Annotated in this window: 17 protein-coding genes and 2 pseudogenes; 6 read left to right on the top strand and 13 right to left on the bottom strand. The window is 69.6% G+C overall.

Annotated features, from left to right (window positions below):
• The first annotated feature begins 52 nt into the window (after positions 1-52).
• The 3 genes from AB0O15_RS41510 to AB0O15_RS41500 all read left to right on the top strand — a co-directional run bounded on the left by AB0O15_RS41510 (position 53) and on the right by AB0O15_RS41500 (position 4102).
• Entirely contained in the window at positions 53-1018 is a 966-nt protein-coding gene (locus AB0O15_RS41510; protein WP_364331394.1) for a nitroreductase family protein, read from the top strand.
• Positions 1019-1137: 119 nt separating this feature from the next.
• Entirely contained in the window at positions 1138-2139 is a 1002-nt protein-coding gene (locus tag AB0O15_RS41505; RefSeq protein WP_364331391.1) for a nitroreductase, read from the top strand.
• 292 nt (positions 2140-2431) lie between these two features.
• The gene (locus AB0O15_RS41500) at positions 2432-4102 is read left to right on the top strand and encodes an ATP-binding protein (protein ID WP_364331388.1); all 1671 of its coding nucleotides are present in this window, start codon (positions 2432-2434) and stop codon (positions 4100-4102) included.
• Between the two features lie 38 nt (positions 4103-4140).
• On the opposite strand, the pseudogene AB0O15_RS41495 reads toward AB0O15_RS41500, so the two are convergent.
• The 6 genes and pseudogenes from AB0O15_RS41495 to AB0O15_RS41470 form a co-directional block, all read right to left on the bottom strand.
• Positions 4141-4455: pseudogene (locus AB0O15_RS41495) on the bottom strand (phosphoketolase); the annotation flags it as partial.
• 57 nt (positions 4456-4512) lie between these two features.
• Positions 4513-5045: pseudogene (locus AB0O15_RS41490) on the bottom strand (phosphoketolase); the annotation flags it as partial.
• Positions 4985-5656, bottom strand: a complete 672-nt coding sequence (locus AB0O15_RS41485) for a hypothetical protein (protein WP_364331385.1) — start codon at positions 5654-5656, stop codon at positions 4985-4987. The pseudogene AB0O15_RS41490 and the gene AB0O15_RS41485, both read right to left, overlap by 61 nt.
• 704 nt (positions 5657-6360) lie before the next feature.
• On the bottom strand, positions 6361-6909 hold the full coding sequence (locus AB0O15_RS41480; RefSeq protein WP_364331383.1) for a cation-translocating P-type ATPase C-terminal domain-containing protein: 549 nt from the start codon (positions 6907-6909) through the stop codon (positions 6361-6363).
• A gap of 990 nt (positions 6910-7899) precedes the next feature.
• Positions 7900-8508: a helix-turn-helix domain-containing protein gene (locus tag AB0O15_RS41475; RefSeq protein WP_364331380.1), complete on the bottom strand. Its 609-nt coding sequence runs from the start codon at positions 8506-8508 to the stop codon at positions 7900-7902.
• 61 nt (positions 8509-8569) lie between these two features.
• Complete coding sequence (locus AB0O15_RS41470; RefSeq protein ID WP_364331378.1) at positions 8570-8863, bottom strand: putative quinol monooxygenase; 294 nt, start codon at positions 8861-8863, stop codon at positions 8570-8572.
• A 92-nt stretch (positions 8864-8955) separates the two neighbouring features.
• Between AB0O15_RS41470 and AB0O15_RS41465 the strand changes: the two genes are divergently transcribed.
• Positions 8956-9570, top strand: coding sequence for an NAD(P)H-binding protein (locus tag AB0O15_RS41465; protein ID WP_364331375.1), 615 nt, complete (start codon positions 8956-8958; stop codon positions 9568-9570).
• Between the two features lie 20 nt (positions 9571-9590).
• On the opposite strand, the gene AB0O15_RS41460 is transcribed toward AB0O15_RS41465, so the two are convergent.
• Positions 9591-10277 carry an SDR family NAD(P)-dependent oxidoreductase gene (locus AB0O15_RS41460; RefSeq protein WP_364331372.1) on the bottom strand — a complete coding sequence of 229 codons (687 nt, stop codon included), beginning with the start codon at positions 10275-10277 and terminating at the stop codon, positions 9591-9593.
• 86 nt (positions 10278-10363) lie between these two features.
• Here AB0O15_RS41460 and AB0O15_RS41455 point away from each other — a divergent pair, with 86 nt between their 5' ends.
• Positions 10364-11245 carry a helix-turn-helix transcriptional regulator gene (locus tag AB0O15_RS41455; protein WP_364331369.1) on the top strand — a complete coding sequence of 294 codons (882 nt, stop codon included), beginning with the start codon at positions 10364-10366 and terminating at the stop codon, positions 11243-11245.
• A gap of 271 nt (positions 11246-11516) precedes the next feature.
• Here AB0O15_RS41455 and AB0O15_RS41450 read toward each other — a convergent pair whose 3' ends face one another.
• The 5 genes from AB0O15_RS41450 to AB0O15_RS41430 all read right to left on the bottom strand — a co-directional run bounded on the left by AB0O15_RS41450 (position 11517) and on the right by AB0O15_RS41430 (position 18547).
• The gene (locus tag AB0O15_RS41450; RefSeq protein WP_364331366.1) at positions 11517-13127 is read right to left on the bottom strand and encodes a carboxylesterase family protein; all 1611 of its coding nucleotides are present in this window, start codon (positions 13125-13127) and stop codon (positions 11517-11519) included.
• A gap of 64 nt (positions 13128-13191) precedes the next feature.
• The gene (locus tag AB0O15_RS41445; RefSeq protein WP_364331363.1) at positions 13192-15357 is read right to left on the bottom strand and encodes an alpha-L-rhamnosidase C-terminal domain-containing protein; all 2166 of its coding nucleotides are present in this window, start codon (positions 15355-15357) and stop codon (positions 13192-13194) included.
• Positions 15358-15456: 99 nt separating this feature from the next.
• Positions 15457-16728, bottom strand: a complete 1272-nt coding sequence (locus AB0O15_RS41440; protein ID WP_364331361.1) for an extracellular solute-binding protein — start codon at positions 16726-16728, stop codon at positions 15457-15459.
• A gap of 161 nt (positions 16729-16889) precedes the next feature.
• Positions 16890-17711 (bottom strand): carbohydrate ABC transporter permease, encoded by an 822-nt coding sequence (locus AB0O15_RS41435; protein ID WP_364331358.1) that lies wholly within the window; start codon positions 17709-17711, stop codon positions 16890-16892.
• Positions 17708-18547: a sugar ABC transporter permease gene (locus tag AB0O15_RS41430; RefSeq protein WP_364331356.1), complete on the bottom strand. Its 840-nt coding sequence runs from the start codon at positions 18545-18547 to the stop codon at positions 17708-17710. Before AB0O15_RS41430 ends, AB0O15_RS41435 begins: the two co-directional genes overlap by 4 nt.
• A 381-nt stretch (positions 18548-18928) precedes the next feature.
• Here AB0O15_RS41430 and AB0O15_RS41425 point away from each other — a divergent pair, with 381 nt between their 5' ends.
• Positions 18929-19981 (top strand): LacI family DNA-binding transcriptional regulator, encoded by a 1053-nt coding sequence (locus AB0O15_RS41425; protein ID WP_364331353.1) that lies wholly within the window; start codon positions 18929-18931, stop codon positions 19979-19981.
• A gap of 104 nt (positions 19982-20085) precedes the next feature.
• Here the strand turns inward: AB0O15_RS41425 and AB0O15_RS41420 are convergent, their stop codons facing one another.
• Positions 20086-21108, bottom strand: a complete 1023-nt coding sequence (locus AB0O15_RS41420) for a zinc-dependent alcohol dehydrogenase family protein (protein ID WP_364331350.1) — start codon at positions 21106-21108, stop codon at positions 20086-20088.
• Positions 21109-21200: the final 92 nt, after the last annotated feature.

Raw genomic sequence — 21200 nt, 5'->3', positions numbered from 1 at the left:
CAATCATGATCCGTGTCGCCGACGAGGGCAGCGGTGAACAGGGGTGGCCTCCATGACACCACGGTCCTACGGCCCGGCGGAGCTGCACATCGCCGCCGCAGCCGGCATCCGGGCGCCGTCACTGCACAACAGCCAACCCTGGCGATTCCGGCTGCACGACGGCGCGATCGAGGTGATGGCTGACCCCCGCGATCACCTGGCCCTGGCCGACCGGATCGGCTGGGCGGTACGGATCGCCTGCGGCGCCGCGGTGTTCAACGCCCGCCTCGCCCTGCTCGCCCACGGCAGCCCCGCCGAGGTACGGCTACGGCCCGATCCGGCTGACCCCACGGTCATCGCCGGCCTGCGACCGGGACCGCCGCGGCCCGCGACGTACCCCGAAAGTGACCTTTTCGCCGCGATCGGCCGACGGCGCAGCAGCCGGGAACCGTTCTGGCCCGATCCGGTCCCGGCCGACGTCCGGGCCCGGCTCGTCGACGCCGCCCGGGCCGAGGGCGCCTGGCTGGAGCTGCTCGTCGGGATGACCGCGCTCACCGGCTTCGCCGAGATCGCGCGGAGCGCCGACCGGGTGCTGCGCCGCGACCCCGCCTACCAGGAGCGACTGTCCGAGTGGATCCGTACCGAAGCCTCCGGCGACGGGGTGCCCGTCGCCGCGGCCGCCCGGGTCGGCGAACCCCAGGATCTACTCCCCCAGCGCGCCTACGGCGACCGCCCGCGCGCCCCGGGACGAGACTTCGAACCGGAACCGCTGATCGCGATCCTCGGCTCGACCGGTGACACCGCCGCTGACCAGATCAACGCCGGCCAGGCCCTGCAGCGGGTGCTGCTCACCGTCACCGATGCCGGCCTCGCCGCTTCGATGATCTCCCAACCCATCGAAGTGACGGGCGCCCGCGAGCAACTGAGCCGATCACTGGGCAGCCGATTCGGCACACCGCAGATGGCCCTCCGCATCGGCTACGGGCAGCCCGGCAGCCCCACCCCCCGCCGCGACCCGGCACAGACCGTCATCTCCTGAACCACGTGCAGGAGTCACAACTGCCCGCGACCCGGCGGGTGGCCAAGTCGGGTCTTTCGGCCCTGAACACAGCCGGCCTGTCCCCGCACCCTGAGCAGTAGACAAACCGGAGGTTTCCTGTGACCGCCTCACCCCAGCGCCTGACCAGCTCCGAGACGACTGCCGTCCTCGAAGCCGCCGCGCGCGCATCGCTGCCCGCACCGTCGGTGTTCAACACCCAACCGTGGCACTGGCGTGTCACCGGCGACATCTTGGAGCTGTCCTCGGACCCGGAGCGGCAGCTCGACGCCACCGACCCCGACGGACGGTTGCTGCTGATCAGCTGCGGCGCGGCGCTGCACCACGCCCGTACCGCGCTGGCGGCAGCCGGCTACGCCGTCACCGTCGACCGGATGCCCGACCCGGCTCACCCTGAACTGCTGGCTCGCATCCAGCTCGGGGCCGCCGTACCGCCCAATCCCGAGACGCAGCGGATGGCCGCCGCGATCCCCCGCCGCCGCACCGACCGGCGTGCCTTCGGCGACCGACAGGTGTCCGAGGCGATGATCACCCGGTTGCGCCGCCTCGTCGAATTCGAGGGGGCTTACCTGCACGAGGTGCCCCAGGACCAGGTGGCGATGCTGGCCATCGCCACCGAGCGGGCGGCCGGCATCGAACACGACGATCCCACGTACCGGGCGGAGCTCAACCGCTGGACCAACCGTCCTCAGTGGCGCGGCGACGGCGTGCCACCCACGACCGCGGTGGAGCCCACGCCACGACGAGTCGCTGTCCGCGACTTCACCCCCGTTGGCGCCACCGCCGGCCTGAGCGCCGGCGACGGTGTGGACAAGGGCGCCGCGTACGTCATCGTGTACGGCAACGGCGATCAGCCCACCGATCTCCTGCGCGGCGGTGAGGCCATGTCCACGCTGCTGTTGCTGGCCACCGCGGAAGGGCTCGCCACCGCACTGCTCAGCGAAGCCGTCGAAGTGACCTGGCCCCGCCGGCTGCTCCGCGGCCTGCTGTCAGATCTCGGCGAGCCCTACCTCGTCGTCCGGCTCGGATATCCCGTATCACGGGTCCCCCTGCCGCCCGTCCCCCGCCGTGACGCCGCCGAAACCATCACCACCCAGGGATAGCGGACGTCCAGACGGTCGCCCCGGAGCCCGGCCCGCTGCCCGCACCCCACAGCCTCTGCGTTCGGCGCACGTCCACGACGATCCGTGGTGCGCGCGGATGAGCGTCCGGATGAGGATGTGCCACACGCGTGACCGGGCTTGGCGAACGTCGTGAGAAGGGTTCGCCGGAGCGGTATTCTGAAGATCAATAGCCGGAGCAGATGCCCAGACCCTGCCGCTCTCCGACCGGATCGTTGTTGGGGTGACGCCGTCACCCCAACCAATGTCCTGGATATCGGCTCTGGAGGGCGACATGGTCGAGGTTGCTGAGGCGGCGCACCACGTCGGGCGCACGGAACTGGCGGCGATCGTGGCGTGTACGCACGACGCGGTCATCGGCGTGACGCCGCCAGATGTCGTCAACAGTTGCAACCCGGCGGCGGCAGCACTGTACGGCCGCCCGGCCGAACAGATCATCGGCCGTCACCTCGACGACCTCGTCGCGCCGGACCGGCGAACCGGTGATGCGGAAATCTTGCGCCGCGTGTTACGGGGCGGGCAGACCGAGCAGTACGACACGGCGTGGCTCGGCAAAGACGACCGCGTGATCGCGGTATCGCTGACCGCGTCCGCCGTCATCGACACCGCCGGCGACCAAGCGGGCGCGGTGCTGGTGTGCCGCGAACAGGACACACCGCCCGCGGAGGCGTACCCACCCGCGGAAACCGTCGATCGCGGGCCGCAGGCCCGCACCGACCAGGCCACCCTCGACGCCCAGATGCAGCAGACCCAGCGTCTGGAGGTACTCGGACGCCTGGCCGGCGGGGTCGCCCACGACTTCAACAACCTGCTCGCGGTGATCCTCAACTACGCCGCCTTCGTCGCCGAAGAGCTCACCTCGGCACCCGTATGGGAGCAGCTCCAACAAACCCAGCGCGACGTCGGGCAGATCCAACAGGCCGCCGAACGCGCCGCCGAACTGACCCACCAACTCCTCGCCTTCGCCCGCCAGGACGTGATCCGGCCGCAGGTGCTACACCTCAACGACAACGTCAGCCGGGTGGAAGAACTGCTACGCCGGACCCTCGGCGAGGACGTGGAGCTGACCACCACCCTGGCCCCGGACCTGTGGCCGATCCTGGCCGACCCCGGGCAGATCGAACAGATCCTGCTCAACCTCGCGATCAACGCCCGCGACGCCATGCCCCACGGCGGCACCCTGCGTATCGACACCACCAATATCGTCGTCGACGACGACTCGGTCGCCGCCGGGTCACCAGCGCGACCCGGCCACCACGTGCAGCTGCGGGTCAGCGACACCGGCACCGGCATACCCGCCGACGTGCTCAACCACGTCTTCGAGCCGTTCTTCACCACCAAGAGCCACAACGGCGGCACCGGGCTGGGCCTGGCCACCGTGTACGGAATCGTCACCCAGGCCGAGGGCGCCATCGGCATCCAGTCCGAAGCCGGCGCCGGGACCACTTTTACCATCACCCTGCCGATCACCGACCAGGCCGCCACCGCGCTCGAGGACCCCGACTCCTACCGGCGCACCCCGGCCGGAGAGACCATCCTCGTCGTCGAGGACCAGGAAGCACTGCGGCAGGTCACCGAACGGATCCTCACCCGCAACGGCTACAAGGTCCTCACCGCCGCGAACGGCCCCGACGCCCTCGCCCTTGCCGCCGGGCACGACGGCGACATCCACCTGCTCGTCACCGACGTGGTCATGCCCAAAATGCTCGGCAAGGAAGTCGCCGAACGCATCCGCGAGTTCCAGCCGGACATCGAAGTGCTCTACATGTCTGGCTACGCCCAACCCGTCCTGGCCTCCCAGGGCAGACTCGACCGCGGCGTCGCACTCCTTGACAAACCCTTCTCCGAGGACGCCCTGATCACCAAGGCCGGACTGGTCCTCAACGCCCACTTCCACGGATACGAAACCATCGGACCCAACAAGTTGCGTCACCCTCTCGCTTGAGTAGGTCTTCGACCTGGTCACGCCGGCTCCGCAGCGCATCATGACGTCCACGTCCAGTCACGGACCTCCGGCATGTCCTCGAAGTTCTCCCGGATGTAGTCGTGGTGCCGGTCCAGCATCTCGGAACAGTGCCGGGCCAGATCAAGACCCTTTTCCGGTACGCGGCGGGAGCGCCGGAGCGCTTCGAGGACCAGGTGGTAACGGCTCATCCGGTTCAGTACGACCATGTCGAACGGTGTCGTGGTGGTGCCCTGTTCGTTGAAGCCGCGCACGTGGAACCGGCCCGGGTGCGCCCGTCAGTGCAGCAGCTCGTGGATGGCCCGCGGGTAGCCGTGGAACGCGAACACCACGTCGGTGTCAGTGGTGAACATGGCCTCGAATTGCTGATCGCTGAAGCCGTGCGGGTGGTCGTCGACCGCCCCCGGTGTGCGGGCCTGCCGCTGGATGGCGCGGATCCGGGCGTGCGCCGCCGACAGCTCGCGCTGCAGGTCGGTGAACACGACCGCCGGGTCGTCGCCGGCCACCACGACCGGGTCCCAGCCCTGAGCGGCCAGCAGGCCGATGACATCGGCGTCGTCGGCCCGGCCGAGGACCGTGGGCCCGGAGATCTTGTACCGTTGAGGTGCAGGATCGGCAGGACCGCTCCGTCGCGGCGCGGGTTGAGGAACGCGGGGATCTTCCACGATCCGGCCAGCGGCCCGGTCTCGGCCTCCCCGTCCCCGACGACGCAGGCCACGGTGAGATCCGGATGGTCGAACGCTGCCCCGGCGGCGTGGGCGAGGGCGTATCCGAGCTCGCCGCCTTCGTGGATGCTGCCGGGCATCTGCACGCTGACGTGGCTGGGCACCCCACCCGGGGTGGAGAACTGCCGGACGAGGGCAGTCAGCCCGTCGAGTCCCTGCGAGATCTTCGGGTAGACCTCGCTGTACGTGCCCTCGAGATACGCCTGGCATAGGTGCAGCAGGACCTTGACCGCGCCGGCATCGGAGGCTGCGACCCCGCAGAATCCGGCATCCCCTTGACTCTCGTCGTCGTGGCCGCCGACGCGCAGAGTCTTTGGTCCCGAATCTCGGCGGGTTCCTCGGCCGGCTTGGGCGGGTCACCGATCGGTCCGCCGGAGAACAGCCACACCGGCCGCGGTGGCTGCGCCGCTATCCGCTCCGCGAGCTTGCGGGCGTCGTCGAGCCATCGACCCAGATAAACGGCGATAGTTGTCCCGGGCAGTGCACCGCCCTTCAGGACCAGCGTCCGGGGCGGTTTGGCGACGGCGACCGTCAGGGCGAGCTCGGGTGCGAGCCGGACGGCGTCACCAACGTCGAGATGTTGCCAGTCGGGGTTGATCTGCAGTGCGCTGTGGATGTCGCAGCCGATGAGGTTCTCCAGGCTGTCGTGGCTGTAGAAGCCGCCCCTCCCCTGGCCGAGCTGCACGATCCAGGGCCACACGGCGTCGACACCGGCGTGGATCGTGATCGCCCTGGTGGCCGTGAGGTCCGGTTCCGCGACCAGCTCATCACCGGCCAAGGGTTCGGTGGTCTCGGCATGGGTGGCCCCCACCGCAACTGCCGCCTCCGCAAGACGGCAGCCGCGGCGACGACGGTCATCGACGCGATCAGGGCGGAGACGCGCGCCGTCCTGATCACGGCATGGTCCGGGGCTTGTTGTCCGGTACGACGATCACGGGGCACGGCGCGTGGTGGGGTTGGCCGCCCGTTCCGACGGCCTCCGCGACGGTTTCGGTGAGGATCTTCTCGGCGGTGGCGGCGATGGTGTCGCCGGGTGACGGGACCGCACCGTAGGAGTATTCGTAGGCCGCCGGCTGCTGCCAGGCGGCGACTGCTTCGATGGCCGCACCGGTCAGCCGGGCCTCCAGCCCAATGCGGCCTTGGAGCCGTGTGAGCTGTCGACGCCGACGACGATGTACCGGTCCTCGCGAGTTGCCTGGCCGGTCATGGGTTACCTCCGGATGGTTGATGTGGGGTTCGGGTTCAGCCGGCTCGCACCAGCGCGGGTCATCGCATCTCCGGCATCTGTCACCTCAGTAGAACGCCGCGCCCGCGGAGACAGTCAGTGCCGAACGGCCCGTCCGGACCGGGACTCTCCGTGCCGCATCCGTGCGCGCGCCAACGCTTTGCGGGTCTCGTCAGCGGCGAGCAGCAGCAGGCCGAAACCCACCGGAACGGCCCAGTCGAGTGACGACCCGCCCCGGCGCTGATCGCGCGATCGCCGACCGCTGGTCTTCACCGCTCCGGTTCGCCGGGTCAGCGTCGTCGATCCGGCCGTTTCGCCGGGTGGATGAGGCGGTCGAGCCGGATCGCCGCGAAGCCGAGGCTGGATACCGCACCGACGATCAGCAGGTCAACAAGAGCCGGTGATTCGGTGCCCAGCAGTCCCTGCAGGATCGGCAGGTAGATGCCGGCAAGTTGCAGGATGAGGGCGACGCCGACGGCGGCGAACAGCATCGGGTTGGCCCGCGTGCCCGGACGCGCCCGGGATCCGAGAGCGACGGCGAGCTGGGTCGCGCCGAGAGCGAGGAACGTCAGGGTCTGCCACGGCCGATCGGTGGCGTGCGCCCAGACTCCGACGCCGATGGTGACCGCGGCGATGACCGTTCCGACGCGGATGATGCGTTTCCACAGCCCGGCGCCGAGCACCGTCTCCGACGGAGGCCGGGGCGGGCGCCGCATGGCGTCCGGGTCGACGGGTTCGCTGCCCAGGGCGAGGCCGGGCAGGCCGTGGGTGATCAGGTTGATCCAGAGGATCTGCGCCGGGAGCAGCGGCAGCGGCAGGCCGACGAACGGTCCCACCATCAGCCGGCCGTACGGTCAACAGCTGCCGACGGCGGTGGTAGCCGCCCCGCCGGAACGCTGTTCCACGCCCGCAGAGCGACCGCACCGGCACGGTTCTGTGTCCTCATCGCGTACCTCCGGCAGGTGTTCGTGCCGAAAGTCTGCGCCCGCGGGTCCGCGTTGGTCAGGGCCGTTGGACCCCTCACGCCGGACGACATCCGGCAGCGCTCGGACCGGCTGGCCGGCGACAACTGCGACGCCTGACCGCTCGGCGTCTCAGCGGCCCGTCCCTCGTGCGGGCGGGATGGTTCCCGTCATCGAGCACCTCGCTGGGTGTGCCATGCACCTCCCCAACACGAGGGCCCCGGCGCTGTGAAGCGCCGGGGCCCAAGGGTTACGGGACTTTAAACACCATCTACCGACTGAAACGTCGGATTGTCATATCCACACCAGCCCGGTATTCGGGGTTCGGGTGCGAGGATCGCGTAAGCGTGACCGGAGACCACCTCTCGTTCGATGGAGAACTACGGTGTCCGCGCCCAGCCCGGAAATGCGGCTGGCAACGGGCGATCCAATGGTGTGAGACCCTCCCTTTCCTCTGACTTCCCATCCTTCGTGCTGTCCGCCGGTGTCGGAACCCACGCGACTTCATGGCCCCGGACACGTACGACGAGCCCTCTTCTTACCTGCGCGGAGCCCAGGAACTAACATCGGCCCCGCCACCTGAAACACCCCGAGACATGAACAATCAACCCCGGGAACTGCCAAACTTCACTGTCACCTGCACCCACCGGGCACATCCAACCGCGATGTGCCTGAGCCGGGGCGTTGTCGGGCCGGCTCCTTCGCCTCAGTCGGGCGGTTCTCGTCTACGTCTTTGATGTTGCCACGTTCTCGACCAGAAATAAGTTAGCCGACGGCGGCGAGGATGTCTAGTGGCTCAGACATAGATTTTCTAACCGCCGGGTGCCGACATTGATGGGCGAGCCCGGTTAGCCACGATGGCCGCGACTAGGTCGGGCGGGGGTGGAGACCGTCGCAGACGATCTCGATCATGCGTTGTTGGGCGGCGCCGTCGTCGTCACGGGTGATGCAGCCGGCGATGAGGGCTTTGATATCGGCGGTGTCGACATCATCGCGGACCGTTCCGGCCTGCTGCGCCTGGGTGAGCAGACCGGTCATGGCCGTGCCGAAGTCGCGGATGGCGGTCGACGCGGCGGCCCGGAGGTCGAAGCCGGCGCCGGTGAGGGCGTCACCGACGGCGTGATCGGCTGCGCTCTGGCGTACCAGGAACGCGAAGAAGGTGAAGAACGCTGTTGTCGGCGGTTCCTGGGCGGCGATGTCCTCCGCGCTGCGGACGAGATGTTCGATCCGGTGGAGTGCGACCGCCCGGAAGAGTGCCTCCTTCGTCGGGAAGTGCCGGGTGACGGTGCCGGTACTGACGCCGGCGCGGCGTGCGATCTCGCGAATCGGAACTGCGGCGCCGTGAGCGGCGAAGGCCGCGAAGGCTTCTTCCAGGACGCGGGCCTGGTTGCGCCGGCCGTCGGCGCGTTGGGGCCGGGGCGGCGCCGTTGAGGCGTCGGCGCGGGTGGTTTCCGGAGTTCGGTCTGACGGTGGCATCGCTGTGATCGTAAGTCCTGCCGGGCCGGCGGCTTCGTCCGCTTTCGAGCCGCCGGTCCAGTCAGCTTGGGAGAGGGCTGGAGCCGCTGATGTCGTATCGCACGACCTCCACGCTGCGGACGTGCGCCATGGACGGCGCGGTCTGCGCGTTGCCGGACAGGTGGGCGTTGAGGTCCGCTTCGGACTCCCACCGCTCGAAGATGTTGACCCGGCCGGACTCGATGGGGTCGGCCGCCACCACGTAGTCCAGGCATCCGGGTGCGGTTCGCGTCCGGCGCAGGGCCGGCGCGAGGCCCTCCAACAGGGCGTCGCGATGGGCGGGATCGACGTAGCCGGTTCCGGCGACGATCAGCATGACGTGCCTCCAGGGTTGACCTCTCGGTGCTACGCGGGCACAGTAACACCTAAACGGCACACGCGTGCCGTTTAGGTGATCGAGGAGTTCCCTTGCGTCTGGCCATCTTCGGTGCCACCGGCCGCGCCGGCCGTGTCGTGGTCGAGCAGGCCCTTCAAAGCGGTCACCACATCAACGCGCTCGCCCGCGACCCGGCCCGGGTCCGCCCCCACGCTCAGGTTCGCGTCGTCGGCGGCGACGTACGCGACCCCGCGGCAGTAGCCCGGACGCTGCAGGGCGCCGACGCGATCGTCAGCACCCTGGGCAAACGACGGCGCGGCCCCGACGCCTGCACGGAAGGCATCCGCACAGTGCTGTCCGCCTCAGCCCACAACGGCCCCCGCCGGCTCATCATCCTGAGCAACTACGGCGTTGCGGACAGCCGCCACCGCACCGCCTACGTCGCCACATCGTGGCTGCTCGAACGGGCCGTTCTCCAGGACAAGGAAAAGATGGAGGCTCTCGTCAACAACAGCGACACCGACTGGACCGTGGTACGCGCCCCCATGCTTACCAACGGACCCCGCACCGGCCAGTACCGCACCGGAACCGACCTCCGGCTCTCCTTCGCCGCCAGGATCTCTCGCGCCGACCTTGCAGAGTTCATGCTCACCGAACTCCACGACAACGCCTACCTGCGACGAGCCGTGGCCATTACGTCCGGATAGCACGCACCAAGTCGAAGTGGCTAGAACGCGACTGAGCCGTTCCGGTTGACGTACCGTCCGGAACCGGCGCCAGGCCCCTCGGTGGCCAGTGCGACAACAGCGTCGGTGCCTTCGGTGACGCTCTGGGGGCCGGAGTGGTTGTTGAAATCCGTGGCGGTGTAGCCCGGGTCGGCCGCGTTGATCCGGATCTCCGGCATGGCCTTGGCGTACTGAGTGGTCAGCATGGTCAGTGCCGCCTTCGACGCGGTGTAGGCCGGGAAAATGACCTTCGACTCGGGCCGCGCCGGGTCGTGGGTGGCGGCGAGCGAGCCCATGTCGCTGCTCACATTGACGATGACCGGGGCGGTCGAGCGCTTCAGCAGCGGCAGGAACGCCTCGGTCGTGCGAACGACGCCGATCACGTTCACCTCGAGGACCTCGCGCAGGTCGGCGACGTCGGTCGTGCCGAACCTGCCCTGAACGCCGGCATTGTTGATCAGCACATCGACGAGGCCCTCGTGCTGTTCGACGTCCGTGACGGCCGCGGCGACCGACTCGTCGTCGGTCACGTCGATCTGCACGAATCGGGCGCCCAGCTTGTCGGCGGCCTCAGCGCCCCGGTCCGAGTCGCGGGCTCCCAGCACGACGGTGTGCCCCTGCTCGATGAGGCGGCGGGCGGTTTCGTAGCCGAGGCCCTTGTTGGCCCCGGTGATGAAGGTGATCGTCATTCGTCCATGGTTCGGCGGCCGCGGCGGCCCAGCCAGGGAAGGCTGTTACCACCCTCGGCAACCGGCCCTTGGTCATAATCGGCATCATGGCATCGGATCTCGGCACCACCATCCGCGCCTGGCGGGACCGCCTCTCTCCGGCCGAGCTGGGCCTGCCCGGCGGCCGCGCACGGCGGGCGGCCGGGCTGCGCCGTGAGGAGCTCGCTGACCTGGCCGGCATCTCGGTCGATTACGTCGTACGCCTCGAACAGGGCCGGTTCCGCACCCCGTCGGCGCAGGTCGTCGCCGCCCTGGCGCGGGCGCTGCAACTGTCCGCGGCTGAGCGCGACCACCTCTACCGGCTGGCCGGGATCGTCGCGCCGGCCGCGATCAGCGATCACCTCCCGCCGGGACTGCAGCGCCTGCTCAGGCGGCTCGGCGACACCGCCGCCATCGCCGTGTTCGCGGCCCATTGGCAGCTGATCCAGTGGAACCGCGGCTGGGCGACGTTGCTCGGCGACCCGTCCACGGTCCCGCCGGCACTGCGCAACTTCGCCCGCGACACCTTCCCGGTCGACGGCGCCGCCCCACGCCTTTCGCAATGGCCGGTGATCACGTCGTCCCGCGACATGACCGAGGCCGCCGTCGTGTCCGATCTGCGCCGCGCAACCGGCCGGTTCCCGGACGACCGTCTCCTCAGCGACCTCATCGGCGATCTCCAGCGCGGCAGCCGCCGCTTCGCCGAGCTCTGGTCGGCCGGCGTGGTCGCCGCCCACCGTGAGGACCAGAAGATCATCTACCACCCGACGGTCGGCGCGATCGCCGTCGACTGCGACGTGCTCTCCGACGGTGACGCCGAACTCAAGATCGTCATCCTCACCGCCGCCACCGACAGCGAGGACGAGACCAAAATGCGGCTGGCCCTGGTCGCCGGCGCCCCACTGGAGAACCATCTCGGCCGTTCACTCATTGATGATTCGCCGACGTGAACGCCCCTGGAGTTCGGCCGGGACCACGGCCACGGCGGAAAAGCCGCGCACGATGCCGGCGCCTGTCGCGTGGCTCTACGACTTCTTCGCCACCGGGCGAATGGTGAAGCCGGAACCGGCGGCCACCACCTACTCCAGATTGCCGTAGATGAGGGCGTTGGAACCGTCGTCCTTCTGTATCCCGATCACGGCGTCGGTCGCGGACTCCACGAGCACGTCGGTGATGCGCCGGGCAGCGGTGACGGCGGGGGGGAACTGCTGAGGCTTCGGTTCAGGCCCGGTTGTTCCAGAAGAGCCTCTCGATCCGGTCGGGGTCCTTGACGATCCTGCTGTCGGGGTCGATCCACATCGTGGCTCGGTCTTCCGGGGTATAGGCGGGCCAGCGCGGCACGCCCGGCGCGGTCGGACGGCCATGACGGGCGAAGCCTGCCCATAGCGCGCTCATGTGCCGCGCGGTCGCCCGCTGGCCCGGCCGGGCGTCAGTGGGGGTGTTGGCGAACTTGAGTGGGATGTCGGAGGCGTGCGGTGAGCCGAGCGGGAAGTTCGTGCCGGGCACCACCGTCGGGTCGGGGTAGGCGAGCTGGTACATGAACACGGGCGCGGCGTGCTGCGCCGCCTTGGCCTCGGCGATCTTGATCGCGTCGCGCCAGATCGGCGAGGTGGTGATCGCGAAATAGAGCTGAGCCGGAGTGGCGCCGGGCCGTGACCGGCGGAACGTCGCGATGATCCGGTCGAGCTCAGCGCCGTGATAAGTGCCGCTCAGGGCGCTGCGCAGGCCGGCGTCGTCGATGCGGAAGATGTCGGGTGGGCCGAAGAGGCTGAAGAACACCGTTTCGTCGCGGCAGGTGCCGACCATCAGTGGCTTGCCGGCCGACCAGGGCGCGGCGCCGTCGGCGAAGGGGTGGCGCGGGATGATGTGGCCGTCGACGAAGGCGCCGAAGCCCGGCAGCGGCGGCGGGTCACCCCAGGGTGCGACGCCGTTGGCGGCCTCGGATTGCTGAATCTCGAGCAGGCGTGCGGCCGGGATTTCGTGCAGCCCGGGGATGTCCGCCGTGGTCAGTCCGAGCAGCGAGAGTGTGCGTTCGGCGCGGGCGGTGGCGCCGTCGCGGGTGGGGAAACGCAGCGGCGCGGCGCTTTCGATGGAAGCCTTGTGGAACAGGCGGGCCGCCGACGGCATGGTGTAGACGGCGGCGGTCTTGGCGCCGCCACCGCTTTCGCCCCAGACCATGATGTTGTCCGGGTCGCCGCCGAAGTTGTCGATGTTGTCGCTGGTCCAGCGCAGGGCGGCGAGGATGTCCAGCATGCCCTGGTTGGCGGCGTAGTCGCCGCGGGCGAGATCGCCCAGGAACAGGTAGCCGAGCAGGCCCAGGCGATGGTTGGACTCGACTACGACCACGTCGTAGAGCTGGGCCAGGTGGGTGCCGTCCTGACCGGTGGCGGACCCGGAGCCGATCATGTAGCCGCCGCCGTGGTTGTAGAACATCACCGGCCGGCGCCGATGGTCGGCGGCGGGGGTCCAGATGTTGAGGTACAGGCAGTCCTCCGAGGGCGCCGGCATCCGGCCGTTGCCGGTCGGTCCCATCTCGGCGCCGGCCGCCTGGAACGCCGGGTTCGGGAAGCCCACGGTGTCGCGGACGCCGGACCACCGCTGCGGCGGCTTCGGGGCCTTGAAGCGCAGTCGGCCGAGCGGGGGCGTGGCGTAGGGCACGCCGAGGAACTTGACGATGCCGTCCTCGCGGCGGCCGCGGACCTTGCCGTACCGGGTGGCCGCCTCGTCGGTCCGCCGGCCGCCGTGCGCCTGGGCCGGCAGCGGCAGGCTCAGGCCGGCGGCCGCAGCGAGCGAACCGCCGATCAGGGTCCTGCGGGTCATCGGGGTGTTCACGCTCAGATCTCCTTCGCGAAGCGGGGCCGGGGCCCGAGGGGCGGCGAGCCGCCCCTCGGCGCGGTCAGCGCTGGACCGTGATCGTGTGGCGGCCACCGCGCAGACTCAGCTGGGCGTAGCCGTCAGTGATCCGCGGCCGTACAGGGCGGCCGTCGACCAGCACGGTGCTGCGCTTGCCGGCGGGCACGGCCACGGTGCCGCTGGTGTTCCCCGGTGTGGAGACGTGCAGGTTGAAGCGGTGGTTGCCCGAGGTCCAGCGGGCGCTGATGTCGCCGTGCCGGGTGGGCACGACGCCCTGGGCCCAGGCCACCCGGCCGGGACGCGGCTGGATGGTCCACGTTGTGTAGCCCGCGCCGACCGGCTGCACGCCGAGGATCTGCTGGGTGAGCTGGACGGTGGGCGACGCGGCCCAGCCGTGGGCCAGGCTGGCCGTGGGCCGGTTGACCCCGCCACTGCTGTTCTTGAACTCCCACAGCCCACCGGTGTAGAGCGGGTTACCCGGATCGACCATCGGTCCCCAGGTGCGGCGCATCAGGGCCAGAGCCCCGTCGACGTCGTCGACGGCGAACCGGCCGGCGGTCTCCATGCCGTTGCCGAACGGCTCGATGGTGTGCCCGGTCGGATCCTGCAGACCGGGGCCGAGGATCGCACCGTACGGCGTCCACAGGGTCTTCAATGCCCGCAGCACACCGGCCCGCCGGCCGGCCGGGACGAAGCCGTACTGCAGGGCCAGGGCGTTGGCGTCCTCGACGAGCACGTCGGGGTGGTCAGTGCTCTGCCCGTACGCGCCGAGGGTGGGATTCCAGAGCTTGGCGTTGACGGCGGTCTTGATGGCGTCGGCCGTGGCGTCGTAGCCGGCCGCGTCGGTGGCCGAGCCGACGGTGCGTTCGAGCCAGGCCATCTCGCGCAGCAGGATGTAGTAGTCGATGCTGTACTTGGTGACCGCGCCGGTCTGGGTGGCCTGCCAGTAGTCGCGGTCGTTGGAGGCCACCAGGTTGTCGGCGGTCAGGAACGTGGCGTTGTAGGCCAGTTCACGGCGCAGATTCGGCAGCAGGCCGAGGATGTACTCCCGGTCGCCGGTGTAGCGGAAGTAGTCGATGGCCGCGCGGGCGCCGTACCCGGAGTAGTTGTTGGAGTAGAACAGTGGGGACCCGGCCGGTGAGGTCCGCTTGGCGAAGTCCGGCGAGCCGGGCAGGGCACCGTCGGCGCGCTGGGTGGCGAACAACGCGTCCAGCGAGGATCGCAGGTAGTCGGCGCCGACGTCGCCGAGGGTGTTGATGATGGTGGGTCCCTGGACGAGCAGGTCGCCGGTCCAGATGCTGCGGTCGCGCTTGGCGCCGTCGTAGATGCGCGCGTCGGGCAGGCCGTTGAGCCCGGCCGGTTTCATGTTGAGCTGCAGCGTGTACGCGCCGGCGTACCACATCCGGTTGAGCTGCTCGTCGCTGGACAGGAACCAGCCACGGTAGTCACGGGCGGTGGCCCGGTACGCCTGGAAGTCGACACCGAGCCCGGACACCTGCACGGTGCCCGGGGTGGTGAGGGTGAGCAGGATGAACCGGAACCCGCCGTGGAACCCGGCGGCGACCCGGCCGGGCGCGGTGACCTGCAGGTTGTCGGGCCCGCCGACCCCGGCCAGGCCGCGGGACTCGTCGGAGGCGGGCGCGCCCGGCGCGGTGGTGACCGCGGTGGCGGCGGCGACGTCCTGCTCCAGGGGCCGGTCGAGGTCGACGATGCGCGTGGCGGCGTCGAACCCGACGATGGTGCGGGTCTGCGCGCCGAGGGTGATGGTGTTGCCGACCTCCAGCCCGGTGGCGGACGCGACGGTGACCTGCTGGGCGCCGGTGGCGGCGGGAGCGGCGAGGGTCGTCGCGGCGGGGCGGCGCAGGAACTCCCGGGCTTCGCCGGTGACCAGGTTCAGCGTGGCGGTTCCGCTGACCTGGGAGATGTCCAGGTACGGAGTGCCGGCGATGTCCTGGCCGAAGTCGAGCACGACCGAGGCCGGTGTCCGGCCGGCGATCGTGGTCAGGGTCGTCGGCCTGCCGTGCGGGTGCACCAGTGACCCGGCGTGGGACACCGTGCCGCGGGCTTCGGCGCGTTTCGGGGTGACCTGGTCGGCGTGGGGGCCGAGGACGTAGGACGGCCAGGAGCGGACCGGTGTCGCGGTGGCGGCGGCCGGGGACGCGGCGAGGCCGAGGGCCACGATCGCGGCGACAGCGAGTGTTCGGCGCACGTGTTTTCCTTTCAGCGGACGGGAGCAAGGGTGTCGAGCCGGCGGAGCCAGCGAAGGCGTGGGCGCTGGGTTTGGGGTGCCGGGCGAAGTCGTCGCCGCCTACGAGCCCTTCTTGTATTCGGCGTCCATGTCCTTGAGGACCTCGTCGGGCTTGGCCTGGTTGCTGAAGACCTCCTGCAGGCCGCTGAGCATGGTCTGCTGGACCTTGGCGTTGGGCCAGAGCTGGTCCATGAACGGCACGGTCCGGTTGTCCTTGACGAACGTGCTCAGCTCGGCCAGGCCGGGGTCGACGGTGGTGCCGGCGTCGGGCAGGGTCGGCAGACTGCCCTGCTTCTCGTTGAACACCTTCATGCCGGCCGGCGACATCACATACGTGATGAACTTGAGCGCCAGGTCTTTGTTCTTGGCCTTGGCGTTCACGCCGTAGCCGGCGCCCGCCGCGGCCGGCATGAGGAACGTGGCCGGGTCGTCGGTGCCGGGCAGGGCCTTCATGGTGAAGGTGCCGCTCGGGTTCTTGCCCTTGAGCAGCCCGACGATCCAGTTGCCCTGGATGATGCCGAGCGTCTTACCGGTGGCGGCCAGGGTCTGGCTGGCCTCGTAGCTGGTGCCCAGCGGGTTCTTCTGGAAGCAGCCCGCCGTGGCCATCTGCTGGTACTTGGCCATGGCCGTGGTCCACTGCGAACCGGCGAAGGTGGCCTGGCCGGCCGCCAGCTTGGTGTTGAAGTCCTTGTCGGGGCCGAAGACGACGTCGGCGGCCAGCGCGTACAGCACCAACTGGGTGACCCAGTTGTCCTGGATGCCCAGGGCGAACGCCGGGGTGCCCTGGCCGGCCGCGTCGCCGCAGAACTTCAGCAGCTGGGTCCAGGTGGTCGGGGCGGTCAGGCCGGACTTCTTCAGGGCCGCGTCGTTGTAGACCGCGCCGATGCCGTTGAGCCCGAACAGCGCGTTGTAGGTCTTGCCGTCGTACTGGGCAACGGTCTTGAAGGCGTCCGGCAGTTTCGCGGCCCAGGGCTGGTCGGACAGGTCGAGCAGGTAGCCGGGCTTGGCCAGGACATAGGTGGCGCCGGGGTTGCCGTTGCCGGGCCAGACGGTCATCACGTCCGGGGCGGTGCCGGAGGACAGCTGGGTGCGGATCTGCTGCTGGTACTGGTCGGCGCCGGCGGTGGTGAGGGTGACCTTGACGCCGGGGTTGGCGGCCTCGAACGCCTTGACGACGTCCTCGATGGACCCCTGGTCGACGGAGGCGAGCGTGAGGGTCTTGTTGTCGCCGCCGCCGGAGGAGGAGTTGGCGTTGGTGCCGCTGCTGCAGGCCGCGACCAGTGTCACCGCCGTCAGGGCGGAAACGACAGCGGCGAATCTACGTGTCTTCATGATTGCTCCCGCGTTGGAGATAGGAGGTTGAGGTGAAGGTGAAGCGGCCGGACGTCAGCCGCGGGGTCGCCCGGTGGCTGCTGAGCTTCCGCGAGAGCCGGGGCGGGTGTCGTCGATTCCGAGCGGCTCGGTGCGTTGTTCGGTCGTCAGCGCGTACGGCGTCATCCCTTGAGCCCTCCGGCGAAGCCGTTGATGATGCTGCGCTGCAGCGCGAGGTAGACCGCCAGGACCGGCACGATGCTGATCAGCAGCGCGGCGAAGATGAGGTTCCAGTCGGAGACGTACTGCCCGACGAACCCGGCCACCGCCACGGGCAGGGTCTGCTGGTTGCTGCCGCTGAGGTAGAGCAGCGGGGTGAAGAAGTCGTTCCAGACGGCGACCGCGTTGAGCACCAGGGCGGTGACCGTGATCGGCTTGAGCATCGGGAACACGACGTAGCGGAAGCTGGCCAGCGGGCCGGCACCGTCGATCGACGCCGCGTCCTCGAAGTCCCGGGGCAGGGCGCGCAGGAAGCCGACGTACAGGAACGTGGTGAAGGGGACCTGCAGTCCGGCGTAGAACAGCACCAGCGACCACACCGAGCCGAGCAGGCCCAGGTCACGGACGGTCTGATAGAGCGGCAGGGAGGAGAGCTGGAATGGCAGGATCAGTCCCAGCATGATCAGCAGGAAGGTGCCGCGGGACCAGCGGGCGATGCTGCGCGCGAGCGGGTAGGCGGCCAGCGCCGAGACGGCCAGGACGATGACGACGCTGACCGCGGTGACCAGCACGCTGTTGATCAGCGCGCCGCCCAGGCCGGCCTCGCGCCACGCCCCGGTGAAGTTGGCGAACGTGGGATCGCCGGTGGGCCGGATCGGCGACGAGGTGTCCGAGGTGGGCCGGATGGCCAGGTTGACCAGTACGTACACCGGGAAGGCGAAAGCGGCACCGACGGCGATCATGACGGCTTCGAGCGCGAAGGTGCGCCGGGTGTAGCGGTTCATGACGCCGCCCTCTCGTTGCGGTTGAGGACGGTGTACTGGCCGGCGGACACGACCGCCACGATGATCGTCAGCACCACGGCCAGGGCGACGCTGTAGCCGAACTCGCCGAGGGTGAAGGCGTCCTTGTAGATCAGGGTGGAGATGGTGTCGGTGGCGTGTCCGGGGCCGCCGCCGGTCAGCGCGTACACCTGGTCGAAAAGCTTGATCCCGCCGATGATCGACAGCATCAGGTTGATCGTGATGGCCGGCGCCAGCAACGGCCGCACGATCGACCAGAAGCGCCGCACCGCGCCGGTGCCGTCGATGGCGGCGGCCTCGTAGATCTCCTTCGGGATGGACTGCAGCCCGGCCAGGAAGATCACCATCGAGTAGCCGGCGAACTGCCACACCACGACCAGCACGACCATCCACAGGGCCAGATCCGGGTCGCCCAGCCAGTCCTGGCGCCACGAGCCGAGACCGACCGCGCCGAGCAGGCTGTTGACGGCGCCGTCCGGGCTGAGCAGATTGCGCCACAGGTACGCCGTCACGATGGGCGTGACCACGGCCGGGGCGAACAGCAGCACCCGCAGGAAGTTGCGGGTCTTGATCAGGCTGTTGACGCCCAGTGCCAGCAGCAGGCCGATCCCGTTCTGGATCACCGTGATGGCCACCGCGATGAGCAGGGTGTGCCAGATCGTCTGCCGCGCGTCGGCGTCACCGGCGAGATCGGTGAAATTGCGCAGGCCGACGACGGCGAGGTCCGGGTCGAGGCCGTCCCAATCGGTGAAGGCGTAGTAGATGCCCCGGCCACTGGGAACCAGCACCACGAAGGTGAACAACAGCAGGGCCGGCAAGGTGAACCACCACGGCGCGGTGGCCCGTCGGCGGGTGGCCCCGAGCGCAACCACAGTCCGGCCGGGCGGTCGAGTCTTGAGATCAACTGACACAGGACCCCACTTGCTTGAATCGTTTCATCGAGCCGCCTCGGATCGGGTGTGCACGACGAGGCGGTGGTGGAGCCGCCGCGAGAGCGCGGCGACGGGAGTGGCGTGGGTAACGTTCTCCAAATGTTTCGCCGACACTACGAGCCGGTACCAAACCCGTCAAGAGGCTCCTCGCCCTGCCGAGCTGTCGTGCGAGGCGAAAGGCTTGACCTACCTGGTGGCGAGAGCGGAAGATCCCTCCACGCCATGCCTTCCGTACAGCGGGCAACGTTTCCTATTCGAGGAGCTTGAGTGCCGAGACAGGCGAACCCCGCGCGACGCGTGACCATCGTCGACGTGGCTCGGCATGCCGGCGTGTCCACCACCGCGGTGTCCAAGGTGCTCCGCAACGCCTACGGAGCCAGCCCGCAGATGCAGCTGAAGGTCCGGTCGGCGATCGAGGAGCTGGGCTACCGACCGTCGGCCGCCGCCCGGGGCATGCGCGGTCAGACGTACACGATCGGCGTGCTGCTGCCCGAGATCCGCAACCCCTTCTTCGCCGACGTCCTTGACGGCGTGACCGAACACCTCAACGGCAGTGACTACCAGCTGCTGATGGCCCAGTGCTGCAACGACGAGGCCGGCGAGGAACGTCTGACCGACGCCATGATCGACCGGAGCATGGACGGCCTCATCCTCATCGCGCCGATCTCGTCCCGCCGGCGTCTGCAGGCCGTCGCCCGGACCACGCCGACCGTCGTGGTCGGCCGGCACGGCCACTCCGGCGACTACGACACCGTCACCGACGACGACTTCGCCGGCGCCGGCCTGGTGGTCGCCCACCTCGCCGAACTGGGCCACCGGCACATCGCCCACATCGAACACCTCGAGAAGGATCCGGTACGCCTCGTCGAGATGCCCAACGCCCAGCGCGCCGACGGCTACCGCCACGCCATGAACGCCCACGGCCTCGCCGACGGGATCGACGTGGTGTCCACCACCTACACCCAGGAGGGCGGCTACCTCGGCGCCCGGCAGCTACTGGCCCGCGACATCCGGCCCACGGCCATCTTCGCCGGAGCCGACATCGTCGCCATGGGAGTCTTCGACGCCCTGACCGAAGCCGGGCTCTCGGCCCCGGACGACATCTCCCTGGCCGGATACGACAACACCATGTTCGCCGCCTTCGGACCCATCTCGCTGACCACCGTCGACCAGGCCGGACATCAGATGGGCGTCAACGCCGCCCGGATGCTGCTCGACCGGATCGCCGACCACACGAAGCCCACCGCCCAGGTGAAACTCTCCCCCGCCCTGGTCACCCGGCGCACGACCGCCGCACCGCCCGCCCGCGGCGGGAGCTGATCAGGCGGCGGACACGCGGGATGCGGCAGGCGTCACCGCGGTTCGGTGTGGGCCCGGAACCATTCGGCCCGGCTCGCGCCCGGTCGGGCGGCGGTCCGCATCGGTTACGGGCGCAGCAGGGTCTTGACGGCGCGGCGCTCGTCCATGGCCTGATAGCCCTCGGCGGCCCGGTCGAGGGGCAGGTCGAGGTCGAAGACCCGGCCCGGGTCGATGGTGCGGGCCCCGATCAGTTCCATCAGGTCCGGCAGGAACCGGCGTACCGGGGCCGGACCGCCGTGCAGGTGCACCAACGCGCCGAACAGCTCCAGACCGGGCAGGGCCACGTCGTGGGTCACGCCGACGAAGCCGACGTGCCCACCGGGCCGGGCCGAGTGGAGGGCCTGCATCATCGACTCCTGCGTGCCGACAGCCTCGACCACCGACTGGGCGCCCAGCCCGCCGGTCAGCTCCTTGATCTTCGCGATGCCCTCGTCGCCGCGTTCGGTGACGATGTCGGTAGCACCGAACTCACGGGCCAGCTTCTGCCGCGACTCGTGCCGGCTCATCGCGATGATCCGCTCGGCGCCGAGCTGCTTGGCGGCGAGCACCGCGAGCAGGCCGACAGCGCCGTCACCGACGATCGCGACGGTCTTGCCCGGTGCGGCCTCGGCGGCGACCGCGGCGAACCAGCCGGTGCCGAGCACGTCCGAGGCAGCCAGATAGCTGGGGACCAGGTCAGCCGGCGGCACTTCCGGGGTGGCGACCAGGGTGCCGTCCGCAAGAGGAATCCGCGCGTACTGCGACTGGGTGCCGACGGTGCCCATCAGGACCCGGTGGACACAGCCGGACTGGTAACCGGCCCGGCAGATCTCGCACGTATTGTCGGAGGCCCAGAACGAGCCGACGACGAACTGCCCCGGCTTGAGAGTGCGAACCCCGCTGCCGACGGCCTCGACGATGCCGACGTACTCGTGGCCCATCGGCGTCACGCCGTCGAGCTTCTCGATCCCCCGGTACGGCCACAGGTCCGAACCGCACACGCAGGCCGCCGACACCTTGATGATCGCGTCGGTGGGCTGCTCGATCCGCGGGTCCGGACGGTCCTCGACCCGGACATCGCCCGGCCCGTGCATGACAACACCACGCATGATGAATCTCCTCGCTGATCGTTTTTCTGCACCTCCAGCCAACCGCGCCGGTGTCGAGCGGAGAAGTTTCTGCTGATAGGCGTACCGGCAGG

The organism is Actinoplanes sp. NPDC089786 (assembly GCF_040684855.1).
Classification (GTDB): Bacteria; Actinomycetota; Actinomycetes; order Mycobacteriales; family Micromonosporaceae; genus Actinoplanes.
This window is presented reverse-complemented; position numbering and strand designations above follow the sequence as displayed.